Source organism: Mycobacterium sp. Aquia_216, from assembly GCF_026723865.1.
Taxonomy (GTDB): domain Bacteria; phylum Actinomycetota; class Actinomycetes; order Mycobacteriales; family Mycobacteriaceae; genus Mycobacterium.
This window is the reverse complement of the sequence record NZ_CP113529.1, coordinates 528,710-544,266: the sequence shown is the minus strand read 5'-3', so window position 1 is coordinate 544,266 and position 15,557 is coordinate 528,710. Positions and strand designations below refer to the sequence as shown.

At 64.1% G+C, this 15,557-nt stretch carries 15 protein-coding genes and 1 pseudogene; 8 read left to right on the top strand and 8 right to left on the bottom strand.

The window, feature by feature from the left end; all coding sequences use genetic code 11:
- Positions 1 to 75 precede the first annotated feature (75 nt).
- The 3 genes from OK015_RS02580 (at position 76) to oxlT (ending at position 3,523) form a co-directional block, all read left to right on the top strand.
- Positions 76 to 663: a TetR/AcrR family transcriptional regulator gene (locus tag OK015_RS02580; RefSeq protein ID WP_268129026.1), complete on the top strand. Its 588-nt coding sequence runs from the start codon at positions 76 to 78 to the stop codon at positions 661 to 663.
- Positions 664 to 1,236: 573 nt separating this feature from the next.
- Positions 1,237 to 1,461: a hypothetical protein gene (locus tag OK015_RS02575; RefSeq protein ID WP_268129024.1), complete on the top strand. Its 225-nt coding sequence runs from the start codon at positions 1,237 to 1,239 to the stop codon at positions 1,459 to 1,461.
- A gap of 619 nt (positions 1,462 to 2,080) precedes the next feature.
- Positions 2,081 to 3,523 (top strand): oxalate/formate MFS antiporter, encoded by a 1,443-nt coding sequence (oxlT, locus tag OK015_RS02570; RefSeq protein ID WP_326498514.1) that lies wholly within the window; start codon positions 2,081 to 2,083, stop codon positions 3,521 to 3,523.
- Positions 3,524 to 3,653: 130 nt separating this feature from the next.
- Here the strand turns inward: oxlT and OK015_RS02565 are convergent, their stop codons facing one another.
- Genes OK015_RS02565 through OK015_RS02550 form a run of 4 tightly spaced genes read right to left on the bottom strand, consistent with a single transcriptional unit; the run spans position 3,654 to position 8,027 of the window.
- The gene (locus OK015_RS02565) at positions 3,654 to 4,829 is read right to left on the bottom strand and encodes an alpha-D-ribose 1-methylphosphonate 5-triphosphate diphosphatase (protein WP_268129022.1); all 1,176 of its coding nucleotides are present in this window, start codon (positions 4,827 to 4,829) and stop codon (positions 3,654 to 3,656) included.
- Positions 4,823 to 5,905: a zinc-binding dehydrogenase gene (locus OK015_RS02560; protein ID WP_268129021.1), complete on the bottom strand. Its 1,083-nt coding sequence runs from the start codon at positions 5,903 to 5,905 to the stop codon at positions 4,823 to 4,825. Before OK015_RS02560 ends, OK015_RS02565 begins: the two co-directional genes overlap by 7 nt.
- Positions 5,902 to 7,338 carry an MFS transporter gene (locus OK015_RS02555; protein ID WP_268129020.1) on the bottom strand — a complete coding sequence of 479 codons (1,437 nt, stop codon included), beginning with the start codon at positions 7,336 to 7,338 and terminating at the stop codon, positions 5,902 to 5,904. Before OK015_RS02555 ends, OK015_RS02560 begins: the two co-directional genes overlap by 4 nt.
- On the bottom strand, positions 7,335 to 8,027 hold the full coding sequence (locus OK015_RS02550) for an HAD family hydrolase (protein ID WP_268129019.1): 693 nt from the start codon (positions 8,025 to 8,027) through the stop codon (positions 7,335 to 7,337). Before OK015_RS02550 ends, OK015_RS02555 begins: the two co-directional genes overlap by 4 nt.
- A gap of 182 nt (positions 8,028 to 8,209) precedes the next feature.
- Here OK015_RS02550 and OK015_RS02545 point away from each other — a divergent pair, with 182 nt between their 5' ends.
- Complete coding sequence (locus OK015_RS02545) at positions 8,210 to 8,935, top strand: GntR family transcriptional regulator (RefSeq protein WP_268129018.1); 726 nt, start codon at positions 8,210 to 8,212, stop codon at positions 8,933 to 8,935.
- Between the two features lie 41 nt (positions 8,936 to 8,976).
- On the opposite strand, the pseudogene OK015_RS02540 reads toward OK015_RS02545, so the two are convergent.
- The 4 genes and pseudogenes from OK015_RS02540 to OK015_RS02525 all read right to left on the bottom strand — a co-directional run.
- A pseudogene (locus OK015_RS02540) lies at positions 8,977 to 9,081 on the bottom strand (ABC transporter permease); the annotation flags it as partial.
- Between the two features lie 261 nt (positions 9,082 to 9,342).
- Positions 9,343 to 10,173, bottom strand: a complete 831-nt coding sequence (locus OK015_RS02535) for a helix-turn-helix domain-containing protein (protein ID WP_268129016.1) — start codon at positions 10,171 to 10,173, stop codon at positions 9,343 to 9,345.
- Positions 10,174 to 10,281: 108 nt separating this feature from the next.
- Positions 10,282 to 10,881 (bottom strand): cytochrome b, encoded by a 600-nt coding sequence (locus OK015_RS02530; RefSeq protein ID WP_268129014.1) that lies wholly within the window; start codon positions 10,879 to 10,881, stop codon positions 10,282 to 10,284.
- A complete protein-coding gene (locus OK015_RS02525; protein WP_326498513.1) occupies positions 10,878 to 12,005 on the bottom strand; it encodes a catalase family peroxidase in 1,128 nt (375 codons plus the stop codon). Before OK015_RS02525 ends, OK015_RS02530 begins: the two co-directional genes overlap by 4 nt.
- A gap of 556 nt (positions 12,006 to 12,561) precedes the next feature.
- Here OK015_RS02525 and OK015_RS02520 point away from each other — a divergent pair.
- From OK015_RS02520 to OK015_RS02505, 4 genes are all read left to right on the top strand, one after another.
- On the top strand, positions 12,562 to 12,963 hold the full coding sequence (locus OK015_RS02520) for a YbaB/EbfC family nucleoid-associated protein (RefSeq protein ID WP_268129012.1): 402 nt from the start codon (positions 12,562 to 12,564) through the stop codon (positions 12,961 to 12,963).
- A gap of 167 nt (positions 12,964 to 13,130) precedes the next feature.
- A complete protein-coding gene (locus OK015_RS02515) occupies positions 13,131 to 13,529 on the top strand; it encodes a hypothetical protein (RefSeq protein WP_268129010.1) in 399 nt (132 codons plus the stop codon).
- A gap of 207 nt (positions 13,530 to 13,736) precedes the next feature.
- Positions 13,737 to 15,197 (top strand): EspA/EspE family type VII secretion system effector, encoded by a 1,461-nt coding sequence (locus OK015_RS02510; protein WP_268129008.1) that lies wholly within the window; start codon positions 13,737 to 13,739, stop codon positions 15,195 to 15,197.
- Positions 15,198 to 15,248: 51 nt separating this feature from the next.
- Positions 15,249 to 15,482, top strand: a complete 234-nt coding sequence (locus OK015_RS02505) for a type VII secretion target (RefSeq protein ID WP_268129007.1) — start codon at positions 15,249 to 15,251, stop codon at positions 15,480 to 15,482.
- Positions 15,483 to 15,557 lie beyond the last annotated feature (75 nt).

The following is a 15,557-nucleotide window of genomic DNA, read 5'->3' as shown; positions in this document are numbered from 1 at the left end:
GTCGAGATCTGTAAACCCGGGGCCCGGCGGCCGGCGGCGAGGACGGCGAGGGACCTGAGAGACGAGGATCACCAGATGCCAACCGATCTCACTCAGGCGAATACGCCAAGGCGCCGCAGCGAGAAGTCCCGCACGGCCATCGTGACCGCCACGCGTGAGCTGCTTCTCGAGCGTGGATTCGACGGGCTGACCATCGAGGCGGTTGCCGCACGCGCGGGTGTGGGCAAACAGACGATCTATCGCTGGTGGCCCAGCCGCCCGGCTCTGGTCGCCGACGTGATGCTCGAAGACGCCGACAAGATCCTCGCTTCGGTCGACCACACCGACGATCTGGCCGCCGACCTGGTGGGCTGGGTACGCAAACTGACCGCGACGCTGACAACGGACCGCGGGTCGGCCATGCTGCGGACGCTGACCGTCGCCTGCATGGAGCATGAGGAGACCGCGCTCAAATTGCGGGCGGGATTCAGTTTGCCGCTGCACGACAGCGTCCGCACCAGGCTCCTGGCCGACGGCATCGATGCGGACACCGCCGAGTCGGCGGCCGATGCCATTGTCGGCGGCGTGGTATATCCCATCCTCTCCGACGCGCGGCGGTATTCACGTCGGCGGGCCGAATTGACCACGCAAATCATCGTCGAGGCGTTGCAGCGCAAACGCTGAACACACCGATTGTGTGATTGGGTCCGGGACCGAAATGTGCTGCCCGGATCCGCGGAAAATAGTTAGATTAGCGAGGCATCTGGCGGAGCTGCCGCGAAATTGACGGCCCCGCAAAACGTTGCGCACCTGCGCCTTGTGGATTTTGAAAGCGGCTGGGCTACAGCATCATCAATACGGATTGCCGGCATCACGAATTCGGATTGGACCTCGATCCGGTCGGATGTAAAGATCCGATCAGTACTTCGACCGGTCGACAATCCAGGAGCCCACCGATGGATCTGTCTATTGCGCGAGCGTGGAACTCGCACACAGCCACACCGAACCGACCGAGCAACTGCATCGGTGACTATCCAGATAACGAAGGTGGTAGTCGCACGACCACCTTAAAACGGGCACAAGCGAATTAGGCTCCGGATTATGACGAACCGGCCGAGTCCGTGGGGGAATGAGCGAGGCAGATTCTCGCATCACCTGGACATACGCGGTGACGCTCTCGGCCGCAGACGTGCGCGGCGGCTTTGCCACCGCTTCGCGCGCGTCGGCGTCGACACTTCGCCGGACCGACTCAGAGCGATGCTGGCCGGCGCACCCTGCGCGGCCAGTGAAGAAGTCAGCGTCCGATTCGCGTTGATCGCGGCCGAAATCGACCGTGAAAACCGCAGCGCAAAGTACCGGCAGATGAGGCGCGAGGGCGCGCGGTCGCTGTTGATCGCGGGCATGACTCTGCTCGCCTTGAACTTCCTGCTCTGCGCCGCCTACGCGCTGTTGAACCTGGCCCAACAGTCGTCGCCCTATTAGAGGACTCGGCGCCTGTTGTTCGTTGAGACGCTGCCGAAGCAGTACGGCGGGTTAATGATCGAGTTTCATCCCACGGCGTCGAGCTGGTGGTCCGCATGGATATACCCGAATGTCACTGGTATAGCAGTGATTAACTGACCAGACCACGCGTATTGACGTGTCTGTGTTGCCAACTCCGCGGGCTGACGCACGACGACTTTGTAGCGCAGATGACAGTCGTGTGCGCAATGTCCGTGCTTACATCTATTGTCCTGGAACGATTTACGCAATCTATCGAAACTTCTGCCACATTCCGGCGACCCACCTGTGATCGAGAGTTAATGCACCGGTTACTATCGGTATCGGTTCGGTAACACGCGAAATCTATTGTTAGCAAATAACATTGGTCGTCACGCCAATTCACGCAATCTGAAACATCCTCGCAGACAACGGCGTTTAGGCGCGCGAGCGTGCTAACTAGATGGAGAGTCAGCAGTGGAATTTTCGGTGTTGCCGCCGGAGATCAATTCAGCACGGATGTATGCGGCCGCGGGCAGAGATCGAGGTCAACCGGGTGCTGATGTCGGTGTTATTGGTTGCCAACGTTTTTTGACAGAGCGATTCACGATCACGGCCCCAGATGCAACACACCGACATGTGGGCTCAGGATCCCGCGGCAACGTACGGCTATGCGGGAGGCGCCGCGGTCAATCGGTCCGCTGCTAACACGAGCCGCGCGAGCGTCCAATCGGTGCTCTCGGCCGCGCTCAACCTACGCAATTCGAAACGGAGAACGACATTGAGTACCCACACAGACGCTTTGGACGGCACAGCCGCACCTACAGCGCCGACCATCACAGGGAACCGCTGGCTTCAGCTTGGTCTTGGCCTTGTTTGCATGATGGCGATATCGAGTCCGCAGTATGTGTGGACGCTGATGACCAAGCCGCTTGGCGCCAAGCTCGGCATTGGCTTGCCCGAATTGCAGGTTACCTTCTCGATTCTCGTGGTGTTGCAGGCCTTCTTCTCACCACTTCAGGGCGCGCTGATCGACCGCTTCAAGCCACGCCTGCTGATCTCAGTCGGCACGCTGATGGCCGGCGCGAGCTGGGTGCTGGCTTCCTACGCGCATAGCGTGCCGATGCTGTATCTCACCTATGGCGGTGTCGGTGGTCTCGGCACGGGCATTGTCTATGTCGGCGTCGTCGGACTGATGGTCCGGTGGTTTCCCGATCGACGCGGTTTCGCCGCCGGTGTGGTAGCCGCCGGCTACGGGATGGGCGCGATTCTCACCACCTTTCCGATTGCCTCATCGCTGGCCGCGCGCGGTGTGGAGTCGACGTTGTGGCTCTTCGGTATCGTCTTCGCCGCGGTCGGCTTCATTGCCGCGCAGGGGTTGCGCATGCCCCCGGTGGATTTGGGGCTGAGCGTGTCGAGCGCCCAAACGCCTATCACTTCGCGTGATTATCGACCGTCCGACATGCTCAAGCGGCCGCTCTTCTGGTTGATGTTCCTGATGATGACAATGATGGCCACCTCAGGCCTGATGGTGACGTCGCAGATGGCGACCTTCGCGACCGACTTCGGTGTGAGCAAGGTCTTGGTGTTCGGGCTCGCGGCCCTGCCGCTGGCCTTAACGATCGACCGCTTCACGAATGGCCTGACGCGGCCATTGTTCGGTTGGGTGTCGGATCGAGTAGGCCGTGAGAACACCATGGCGTTTGCCTTTGCGCTGGAGGCCGTTGCCATGACGCTGTGGTTGCTCACGCGAGACAACGCCGTGCTGTTCGTGCTCCTTTCAGGTGTGGTGTTCTTCGGTTGGGGCGAGATTTTCTCGCTGTTCCCGTCCACCTTGACCGATACCTTCGGCACCCGTTACGCCACGGCGAACTACGGCTGGCTCTACATCTCGTTTGGGATTGGTTCGATCTTCGGCGGTCCGCTCGCCGCGCTGCTGCATCAGCAAGCCAGGAGCTGGATTCCGGTATTCGGGTGTGCGATTGGGCTGGATGTGGCAACCGCAGCGCTGGCCGTGTTCGTGTTGAAGCCGGCGCGCGGACGCTTCATCGGCGCCGAGCGCTGAGAAAGCTTCGGTTCGGCACCCCATCGCGCTTGCGCGGACTTGTGCACCCGCACCTGTAGGCCGCTCTTGGCACCAGAGGCGATAGACCTTCTGGTAGTCGCCTTCTCGAAGGACTCGGACCTCCGGCACATCACCAAAGTGCGGACCCACCAACCTGTCGGCCCGACGACCACGTCGCGACGACGGCAGCCATGGGCTCGGCGCGCACCGCGACCAGGTCGGCAGGCTGGCCCGGCGCCAGCGCCCCGGTGTCGCAGCTCGAGGATGCGACAACCCGGCGCGGATGCGTGGTGAGCATAGCCACCGCGGAGTCGATAGACGCCACCCGCGCGTCACTGATGGCCACCGCGGCCCGGACCAGTGACCCGCTGTGGTAGTCGGAAGTGAGCACATCCACCACACCGGCTTCGACCGCGTCGCGGGCGGACAGATTCCTCAAGTGCGAGGAACCTCGCCATGCGTTAGGTGCGCCCATCACGACCGTGAGTCCGTTATGGCGGGCTGCGGCAGCGGCATCAAGGGTCAGCGGGAACTCGCAGATGCTGGCACGCATCGCGGCCGCCTCGGTGACGGCGCTTTCGCTGTCCGGATCGTGCGTGGCGAAGACGGTGTCGTGTGCGGCGGCGAACCGGGCGATCTGCCGGCGGCGCAACGGGGTTCCGGTCGCATGCCGGTGCAGTGTCGCCAGCCAGCGATTGAGCTCGTCGTCATCGATGCGCAGCCGAGTGCCCATCGCCTGACGCCAGGCCCGTTCGGTTTGGTATTGCCCCTGACCGGGGGTGTGATCCATCACCGACAGCAGCCCGATCCGCCGGCCATGCCGGCGCAGCAATTCGGCTGTGCCATCGACGGATTCTGGGTCGCTGACATCGACCCGAAGATGGACGGCCATTGGCACCGCCAGCTCACCGGCTACGCGGTGCAGGGTTTTCAGCACGGCGTGCGCGCGACGATAGCCGTCGGCCGTGTCGGGCCCTTCCCCCACCGAGATACACAGGTAGGGACGAACGACGCCGTGGGCGACGGCGTCCGTGGCGAAGTCCTGCAATGCGGCCTCGAGCGGAATCAGCGTCCCCGGCCGGGGAGATTCGAACCGCGGCAACGAATCCGCGTGCAGGTCGGTGAACGCCGGCCAGAGCTGCAATGGTCGCAAGTCGACTCGCGTCGCGTGCGGTGATGGCTCGGTACCGATGGCGCTGATGCGGCCGTCTTCGATCGTGACCCACCGTGACGCAAAGACTTCGTCGTTGTCCGCGTGTTCCGGGGACCCGGTGATCACCCGGGCGGCATGCAGGCTAATCACCATGTGGGGCAAACGGATTGGCGCAGCGATTGGGATGTCGCTGCCCTGCGCAACGCATCGTCGAGGTGATCCAGATCCGCCGCTGGCGCCACCAGCTCGGCGAAGGGGTAGCGGTCATGGTGAGCGGCCAGGAAATCGATGGCCGCCCGAAGATGCAGGGGGCGGTAGTTATGCACACCGGTGATTGTCATGAGATTGCGAACCAGATACTCGGGGTCGATCGATATGGGCTTACTGGCGGCCACGGACCCCGCGAGAACGGCCCGGCCGCCGACATCCAGACTGGCGATGCACACTTCGACTGCCGTCGGGCTGCCCGACAATTCCAGCGCCACGTCGACCGGGGGCACGTCCTCGCCGTCACCGACAACGAGGTCGGCACCGAAGCTATATGCCGTTTCCTGTCGGGCCGGGTCGGGATCGCACACGGCCACCCAAGCACCGAGCGCATCGGCCATCGCGGCCGCGGTGACTCCCAACATGCCCGCGCCGGTGATGAGGATTCGCGTGGGATCCCGGTGTCGATCGAGTTCGGCGGCGTCGAGCACGGCCGCGACCGTCGCGGTGGCGCACGACGCGGGTGCCGCGACCGTGTCCGGCACGCTGTCGGGTACCTCGACAATCGTGGTGCCCGGCAACAAAACGCAGTGACTGGCGAAGCCGCCGTTGAGCGGCCAGGAGCTGTCGAGCGCCTCGTGACCGTACTTCTTCAAATGCAGACATTTCTGTTCCAGGCCCCACACACAATTGCGGCATCGTCCGCAGGACGCCGTAATGGACCACACGACCCGGTCGCCGATGGCCACCTCGGCGTCGGTCGAATACCGCGGACGCGCGCCCGAACCGATGGCCACCACATGGCCGACCTGTTCGTGGCCGAGGATGCCCGGGTGCGGGGCGTCCCTGCGTCCATGCACGGTGTGCAGGTCACTTCCACAGATGGTGGCCAGATCGATCGCGACCAGCACCCGGCCGGGACCGGGGTCGGTCGCCGCACTGGTCGTCACCACGGTGATTGGCCGTCCGACCCCGTCCCAACGCGCATACCGTGCGGCGACGGCGCTGTTGACTGCCGTCATGCCGACACCGGCTGAGAACCCGTCGGGGCGATGAGGTTGCCCGCGCGCCGTTTCCGCCCAGCGGCATCGGTGTCTAAGGGGTCCAAGGCGTCCAGCTTGGTCCCCTTGGGCTCGGCGAGCAGCATCGTCGCGACGATGCCGAGTACAAAGCACGCACCGGCGATCAGCACCGTCGGCCGCAGGCCGAGGTGGGCGAGGGCGACCGGGGTGATCAGGGCGCCGAGGAAGGCGCCAACCTTGGCCGTGCCAGCCGAAATCCCGTGTGCCGTACTGCGGATCGAGGTTGGGTAGGATTCCGCGGCCAGCAGCATTGTCGTGTAGTTGGGTCCTACGGCGATGCCGAACAGCGACAATCCGAAGACCACGGCAAACGGCGTCACCGTCGACGTCAGGCCCGGTATCGCGGCGATCAGCACCATCGACAACGCCGAGAGACTGAATCCGGAGATCTGCAGCGGTTTACGGCCGATACGGTCCAGCAGGGCCAGGCCCACGAGTGCGGCCACCAGGCTGAAACACACCACCAGTGCGGCGTTGATCGCGATGTTCATCACGATGCTGGTATGGGGCGCAATGCTATTGATCAGCAGCGGCTGGCTCACCGAGTTCCCGTACACGGCGACGTTGAAGAACAACCAGCTTCCGGCGGTGCCCAGCAGCGTGAGCTGAAATGACCGGGAGCGCAGCGCTTTCCACAGGGTCACCGATTCAGGCGCCCGGTCGGTATCGGCCGCCTCCACCACGCGGCCGGAGAAAACGCTGAGATCGCGCGCCGCTTGCTCGGCATCGCCGGTGGACGCGAGGGTCCATCGCGGGGATTCCGGCATGTGCCGGCGGTTCCACAGCACCAGCAACGACGGGATTGCCCCGAGGCCGAGGATCAGCCGCCAGGCCGGCCCCGGCGGTGTGCCCAGACCGACGATGATCAGCGCGACGACATAGGCGGCGACCTGTCCGAAGACGTAGAACAGGAAGGTCAATCCCACCAGCCGACCACGATTTCGCCGGTTGGCGTACTCGGTCATGATCACCCCGGAGGCCGGGTAGTCGCCGCCGATGCCGATGCCGAGGACGACGCGGGCGATGAGCAAGCTGATGAAGTTCGGGGCGAAGGCCGAGGCGAGCGCACCGACGATCATCAGCACCGCCTCCAGCCCGTACACCCGCCGGCGGCCCAACAGGTCACCGAGGCGCCCGAACAGGAATGCGCCCACCGCGACCGCCAGCAGGGTCGAGCTGGTCAACGCCCCGACCTGGCCGGCCGACAGATGAAACTCGGGTTTGACCAACAAGATCACCGTGCCGATGACGTTGAGGTCGTAGGAGTCGGTGAAGAATCCCATGCCGGCGGTCACGGCGGCTTTCAGGTGAAACCGGCTGACCGGGGCATCGTCGAGCCGCTCGCGCACTCCGGCGGTGTTCGGCGTGGTCATCGCGACACCGCCCGGTCATGAGTGTCGATGCAGGCGACCAGGTCGGCGACCGAGTCCAGCACGTGGGTGTGCGGCACGGTGGCGAAGTCGGCGTCACTGTGTGCCCCGGTCCGGACGCCGGCAACGATCGCCGCACCGGCCCGGGTACCTGCCGTCAGGTCGCTCGTGGTGTCGCCGGCGACGGCGATCTGGCCGACGGCGTCGGTGCCGGTGCGTAGCAAAGCCGTGAGGACCATGTCCGGGTACGGACGTCCGCGGCCAGCGTCGGCGGGTGACAACGCTAGTGTGATCAGCTCGCCCCACCCCAGGGCGGCGATGATGTGGTCGCGAGTGGTCGGGGCAAAGCCCGTGGTGAGCACGACGGCGCAGCCCGATCCGCGGAGCTTTTCGATGGTCTCCGCGGCGTGCGGAATCGGTGCCACGCGGTTGCTCTCGATGGCGTCGAGGTAGGCCGCTTCGAACGCACTGTTTGCCGCTTCGGCGCGGTGCGGATCGCCATCGAAGATCGACCGGAATACCTCGATCTTCGACTGTCCCATCGTCTTGTGGACGTAGCGGATGGCCGCCCGATAATCGGTGCTGCCGGTGGATACTCCCGACGCCGACAGGGACGCGTCGAACGCATCCGCGACGGCGCCGTCGTCGAGCACTGTGGTGCCCGCCATGTCCAGGCAGGCCAATCTGATCATGTCCGTCTCCTCGGGTACCGGCGTTGCTGAAACGGTCTGGCCGAGCCCTGGCGCGACGGCTTCGCGAAGGTGTACGAAAGGTGAACGTTGACAGCCGATCTCATCGCGGTTGTCCGAACAACTCTGCGATCGTCGGTCTCCGGCAAACCGGGAGATTCCGGGCGGCGTTAGGCTGCGCTGTGGTGCACGACCCGAAGTACCGTTCGATCGCCCGAATCCTGGAAGAAGAGATTCGCGGCTTCGACGACGGGCAACGGGTTCCGAGCGAGAACGAGGTCGCCCAACGGTTCACCGTCGCCCGCTCGACCGCGCGCGCGGCGCTGCAATACCTCACCGCGCGCAACGTGATACGCCGGGTGCGCGGCGCCGGCAGTTTCGCCAGTCACCGCATCGACTATCCGATCGATGCGGAACGCGCCCCCTCGTGGAGCGCCACGGTGCGTGCGGCCGGCGCGTCTCCCCGAAGCGTGGTGCGCTCGTGTACCCAGCGGCTGGCATCCGCGGAGATAGCCGCCAAACTGCAACTGCTCCCCTCGGATCCGTGCCATCGCCTGGTGCGGCTGTCCTTCGTCAACGATTTGCCCGCCGCGTGGGGAATCGAATGGGTGCCTGCCGCATTGGTTCCCGACCTCACGTTGGCGATGCGGGCCAATGACTCGCTGCACGAGGTCCTCACGAATGCGGGGCTGTTCCCGCGGCGGTCATGGGTACACGCCAGCTCCGACATATTCGAAGGTGAAGTCGCCGACCAACTTGACGCGCCGCAGTCCAGCCTGGGTTGGTACATCGAAAGTCTCAACGTCGACGAAGCCACCTTGCGGCCGGTGTCCATCACGCAGCGGTGGCTGCGCGCCGACACCGTTCGCGTCACCTTCGACAGCGCCGTCAGCAGCCGGCTCAGTCGCTAGCCAACTCGTCTTGCCCGATCAGCTCGCCGATACCGGTCGCGCCCCGTTAGGACGAGCGTCATCGCAAAGATCAGTCCGGTGCTTATCACCGCGATGCCGAGCCGTCGGCTTCGCCGTTGCATGTCGCGCAAGGCCGCGAACAGCATGTTCAGACGCTACCGCCGCCCACGGTCGGTTGACCAGGCCCTGCCGCCGTGCCGCGGGCATTGCTGCGCCCGGTTGCGGCTCGAAGTCGGGATGGAGTTCGCCTCCCCCGGCGCGGCTGCGGCGTCACGGTGAGAACCTGCCGGTCGGCGTGTACTCGTGCGAAAAGTCCGCTGCGCCTTGTGGATCGGTGCGCGTTCCGCGGCGATGTCCATCGATCCCGCCCTAGCTGCGCGGTCAGTACGCATGCGGTAGTCAAGGGCCTAGGTCCGCGGGCCGGTGAGCGTGGAGAGCAATCGCAGCCGCTCCTCGGCGGTGCTGCCGGGTGCGGCGTAATAGGTAACGAGTACCTGCCTGGTTTCGGGAAGCACGAAGGTGCGGTAGCGCAACTCAAGCAAGCCGACCTGGGGGTGGTCGAACACGGCTGGCCCGGTGGTCTTCTGCTTGACGTCCTGGCGAGCCCACAGGGTCCGAAACCGTTGGCTGGCAATGCTGAGCTCGCCGATCAACGACTGCAGTTCTGGATCATTGGAGTTTTCTTCGGCGATGTTGAAGCGCAGCGAAGAAACCAGAATGGCAGTGACCTCTTCCCAATTACGCACCCAGGCGTTCAGTTCGGGTTCCAGGAATACCGACCGCATGTGGTTGATGCCCGGGGCAAAGAACGGCGTCAGCGCGCACGCCATCGCGTTGGCGGCCAGGATGGTCATCTGCCGGTTCTGTATGTACGCGGGGGTCTGGTGCCAATTGTCGATCAGCGTCTGCAATCCGGGATCGAATTTTTCAGCCGACGCCGCGCCGCGCCGTCGCCGACGGGGCGCGGGGCGAGCCAGATTACGCATGTAGTGGGTCGCATCGTCATTGAGCTGTAGCGCACTGGCCAAGCCTTCGAGCACCTGGTCGGATGGTTGGCGCTCCCGACCTTGCTCGAGTCTCAGGTAGTACTCGGAGCTGATTCCCGCGAGCATCGCGACTTCCTCGCGGCGCAAGCCTGACACCCGCCGGCGTTCGCCCTCGACGAGTCCGACATCGGCGGGCTTCAGCAAATCGCGGCGGGTCCGAAGAAACGTCGCCAACGACTGCGGATCGGGCATACGCCCGACGATAGCTCCAGCTCGGCCGTGGTGGGTAACCCCGTTGCTACCAGGATGGGTACGCGACTTGATTTGGGAGGCAACACGTTCCGGTCACCGCAAGATCCACTAGGAACCGACCTGTGTATCACCTTGGTGCGCAGCACCGGACTTACTGGGCCACAGCGCCATTCGATCGATGAGTTTGTCCCGCAGCACGAGCGTGTGAAACAAGACGGCGCACATGTGGGCGGTGAATGCCGCGAAGAGCAGGAAGGCGAAAACTCCGTGGCACTCTCGTAGCACCGCATACAGATCGAGGTTGCGCGGTGCGATACCGGGTAACCGGACCGGCCCCACCAGGGTCAGCGAAAGTCCGGCGGCCGACAGCGTGGCCCATCCGATCACGGGCTGGACCAGAAGCAAGGCATAGAGCGCGTATTCCGACCAAGTCGCGATGCGCCGCTCGGCGCGGCTCATCGTGGCCAAAAACGCTGGCGGCCGGTGGGTGAGCCGATTCGCCAGCCGCACCACGGCGAAAATCAGGATTAACACACCCATTGGCCGGTGGATGGCCAACAGCAGCGGGTAATAGCTCAGCGAAGCGATCATGGTCACGCCAATGAGCAGTTGCACGACGACCATCGGCGCCATCGTCCAGTGCAGGATCCGGGAAAGGATCGTGAAACGCGCTGATGTGCCCGCTGTTTCGACCTTCGCGTCGGTCATGAGAGCACCCGGCGGACGTTGACCTCGCTGGGCGACTTGGGTTCCTCGGCACGGCGGGTGAACGAGCGCGCGTACACGGCTGACCGTGCAGCCAGCAACGGGTCGTCGGACACGGTGATGCCGTCGGGTAGCACGGTCGGGTCGAAGTTGATGTCGCGTGCATTGCCGGCTTCCTCGGTCTGTACCGCGGTGATGGTGATGGTGCCGGCGTCAATCGACCGCCGCGATTGCGGCCAAGGTTTGGTGGCGTCATTGGTCGGATCGCCCGGTTCACCGATCGCGAGAAGGAGCTTCCACGTGAGCGGCCGCTGCGCTACCGCACGGATCAGGTCGTCGAATAAGTAGTCCTTGCCGACCGAGGCCGGTGGGAGTGGCGGGCCGCCGGCTTGCTCCGGAACCACCGACCAGCGCACCGGGACAGTCGCCCCGGCGCCGTTGGTGAAGTAAAAGGCATTCAGACCGTGAAACGTGCTGTCCGCGAACCCCGCGCTCGGCGGCGACTGCTTGATGATTTTCATGGCCGCGACTGTCTCGGGGTGCCGATCTAGAAACGCGGCCATCTGCTGGGGATCGGGCTTGCCCGTCGCGGCAACGGGTTTGGACGCCAGCAACCGCTCGTAAAAGCCTTGCGGAGTGCGATCGGTGAACACCGGAAAATTGACCATCGCGGTGCGCCACTGCTGCCCGTTGGCCAGCTGGAACAACAATCCCAGGCCACGGACCGTATCGGGCTTGTCGCTCTGTTCCGGCAGACCACCGCCCAGCGAAAATCGGCCGACCAACCCAACGTTTCCCGGTTGGAAGACCGCCGCCCGGCAGATAGCCGCGGCCGCCCCCGTACTCGCGAACGATCCCGTCGCGCTCAGCCCTTTGGCGTGATTTCGCCGAAACCCGTCATGGCGGCCGAAGACGTGTTCGAACCGATCTGCGAAGCGCGGCGGGGTCAGCGCGTCGGGGCGCAGCCACCCGCCCGCGTAGGCAAACCCACCGATGTCGACGGCGGCCACACCGGCCACCGCGCCCATCCCGAGCAGTGCGCCGCGCCGGGTCAGTGCGCCGAAGCGACTGGGCTGTGTTTCGGCGGGCCGGTCCTCCGGCTCGCGATCGCGATCAGCGGGCTCCATGGCCCACCGTCCTTTCCGTACTGCCGCGCAGCGTGGAACTAAGTCGCTGAAGGCAATTCATCCATGGGCTGTTGGGGTGCGCAACTCATAGGGGCTACCGATGCACACAATGCGGACTACGACGCCGAGTCGGAATAGGTTCAATGATCAAGGAGGCGGCGTCTTCCAGGCCCTCGTATTGGCAATGCGCCATCGGTAACTCCCTAGTAGGCGTTGACCTCCTGATGCGGCGTGTTCGCGGTGACGCCGTAGGTCTCGCCGCCCTGATCGGTGCAGACCAGTACTTGATGGCCCGGAAACCATCGCGGCGCTGACCAATTCGATGCGGTTGGCCCTGCGGGTGACGCCGCGAACAAGGAGGCGCTGCCAGTCGCGCGGGGCCGACCCGATGCGTCTTGATGCTGGCGGGGATAACACCGATGGGCCACGGTGCTCTGCACGGGGGCCCCACAAAAAGCGTCATACCGGGGTGCGGAGTCGCGTTACGCTCGGTAGCGGATCACGGTCGGCTAATCGACCACTCCAGAACGCGTTACCGATAAAGGAGTCCGAGCTGATGGCGAACCACCAACCAGAGCAACCACAGATAGCTGATGAGCATCCGGGTGGGGCGCTATTGCGGCAGGCGGATCGGCTTCAGTCAGCATTGGATGATTACCGATATCAGGAGACCACATTCTTCAGCGGCTCAGACGAAACCAAGACCGTCAGCGTGACAGTGGATGGGAGCAAGAAGCTGGCTGACGTGTACATCGAAGCGGGCTTGCTGAGGCTGGGCAGCGAAACGGTGGAGCAGCGGCTCAACGAGGCGTTGCGGAATGCAAACGCCGCGGCGACCAGCGCCCTCGCCACCGAGCGGGAGAAGCTTTTGGAGACACTGGGTTTGAACGCCGAGGTTATAGAACGACTTGATTCGGTAATAAAAGATCTACAGTCGGGCTTAGTCCAATCAGACTGACATGCTGCAGGCTTGCGCCGCGGGTGCACGGGAACGCCGCTGCGGCTGGGGCCTTCCCTCGAGCCGTCGCACCATCCTGGCGGCGGCGAACAGTGTTGGACGGCGCCGGCGGTAACTCCCCTACGGTCTAGTACTGCAGCCGTAGATTGCGGCTGACGGTTCTGGGCATGTCTGCGCTGGTCAGAGCGGTGACCGCGCATCGTTTGATGGTTGTGAAGCCAATCGAATTGGCTGCGGTCACCACGGTTCACCGCGTAGGCCCCGATCGGTGGTCGACAGAGTACTCGATGATGATCGACCGGATCGCGCCGAGCTTCGCCCACTACGAACCGTGCGGCATGCCGGCGCGCTCATCCCCTGGGGCTGGCCTCGGGCCCGCGGGCCTGACCACGTTCGCGGTCAACGAGTTTCGCCGACTCTTCGATGCGCTCTTGTTCGACACCAACCACGAGCGCCGAAGACACAATATCCCGACCTACGGCTCCAGTATTAAGTCTTCGTGGCGTGCGTCTTTACTAAGCCCAAAAATTAGTGCACAGGACACCAAACACCCGGTGTTAGCGTAAGAGGCACGTCGAACTAGGCGGGTAACGCGAGGAGTAGGTAAGCCACGATCAGCTCCCCGTCTGTGCCCTCAAAGTATCGGCGCCGCAAGGCTTCAATGCGGAATCTGTAGATCAGCCGGACTGACGAGGCGCAGGAGCGCCACACCCGGTGGTCACGGCTACAGAACTCGACATCAGACGGTTGATCCGAGCAGTTGGGAATAATTCATGGCAAATTTGGTGGTTTCACCCGAATACCTCACGACCCTGTCAAAACAAGTGAGTGAATGGAGCAACAGCGACGTCGGATCGGCCGTCGCCGCAGTCCCCGGGGATTGGACAACCGAAGGGATAGTGGGTCTCGCGACCGGGGGTGCAGCCGCAATTGCCGTCGGCGGCATGGCCGCTTACAAGTACTCCGACTTTGCCGCGAAGAAATTCACTGTCAAGGGAACGTCCTTCACCGGCGAGGAAGTCGTTCTAATCGCGAGTTTAGCCGCGACTGGCTACTCTATTTACAGCGACCTCGCAAGTGGCAACTATTGGGCCGCAGCCTTGGATACGCTTTCTCTCGTCCCCCAGGGCATAAACCTTGCCATGACACACTCTGGCTTAAACGATCTCATCAAGACGCTCGGGACCACGACGGTCATACTTCAGAGAACTGGCACTTGCCTGCAGGGTCTTAACTTCACCGTCGGGCTTGCCAACGACGTCGGGGAGGACTTTACCGACGGGGCCGAGCAGTTCAATAATGGCAGCGCTGCGGTGCGACAACTCATGCCGACATCCGAATGGACTGGTATCGCGTCGGATAGCTATGCCGAGACCGTTGTGCAACTACAAACGCTTATGGGCGACATGGCAAGAGTGGACGCCCAAATGGCGGATGTCTTTCGAGCGGAGATGGACCAGCTCATCATTACGCGGAATCTCATCGCCACCGCGAGGAAGCTGATCGAGGTAGCCATACCTATTGCCATAGCACTTGATTTCATCCCTGAAATCGGCCCCGAGATATCGGAGGCCTTCCAGGTCTCGGTAGCGGCCATCGCGCTTTCCACAGCCGTTGGCGCTATAGCCAGTCAGATGCTTTTTTCCGCGGACAACGGTGCGCAGGTGGACACGCAGAAGGCGGAATACGAGGCGGTACAAAAGCGAGCGGACGCGCTATATGCGAAGCTTCAGCCCGCTCCGCCGGCCACCAGCCCCTCAGCCGGCGTGCAGCCATCGCCCACCGGCACGGGCGGCGCGTCGGGCAGCTCCGTGAACAGAGACGCTGCCCAGAGCAGTGCGGGGCGCCGGTCCACGTCGGGCAGCGGATCGCGCGACTCGGCGGACGCGGGTGAGGTGCCGGCCGCGTCGGGTGGCCGGCGCGACTACCCGGTGGGTGGCGGCGCTCCGGCCGGCGTCATCGGGGGCATGCCCACGGTGGCCAGCGGGCAGAGCGGTTCAGGCCAAACTGTTTCCAGCGGCGGCAAGGCGGCGCGTCACTCGGCGTCGGTCAAGCCGGATACGGGGGCGGCCGCCGACAAGGCGGGCGCCGCCGAGGCCGATGCAGGCCCGTACGCACAAGCCGCCGCGGGCGGGGCAATAGCCGAACGTGCGCCTGTCGACACCGAAACATCCGCACGCAAAGAGACGCGAGAGGGTAGCACCCTTGACCGGACTAGCGAGTCAAAACCGTAGCGCGCGAACGCCGTTGCGGTTACGAAGCGCCGAACCTTCAGGAGGATACAAATGGCTTACCTTGATTACTTTCCCCACCACGTGACGCTCTGGTATTCCCATGGCCCGGTCTGCGGTTGGACCAATGTCGCGGCGGCGAGGGCGGAGAGCGCCCGCGCCGGCGCGGGCGGAGCGATCGCGCACGCCGCGACGGCCCTCGCCGCGACGCTGCAAGCAGCCAGCGCGGCTTACGCGACCACCGACGAAGAGCAGCGGGACATCCTGGGCGAACAGATGCAGTTGTGATTTCCCGACGGCGCTGGGGATGCGGCCCCAGAACATGCTCTTGAATTCCACCGAATAAGCCGCGGTGAGGCCGAC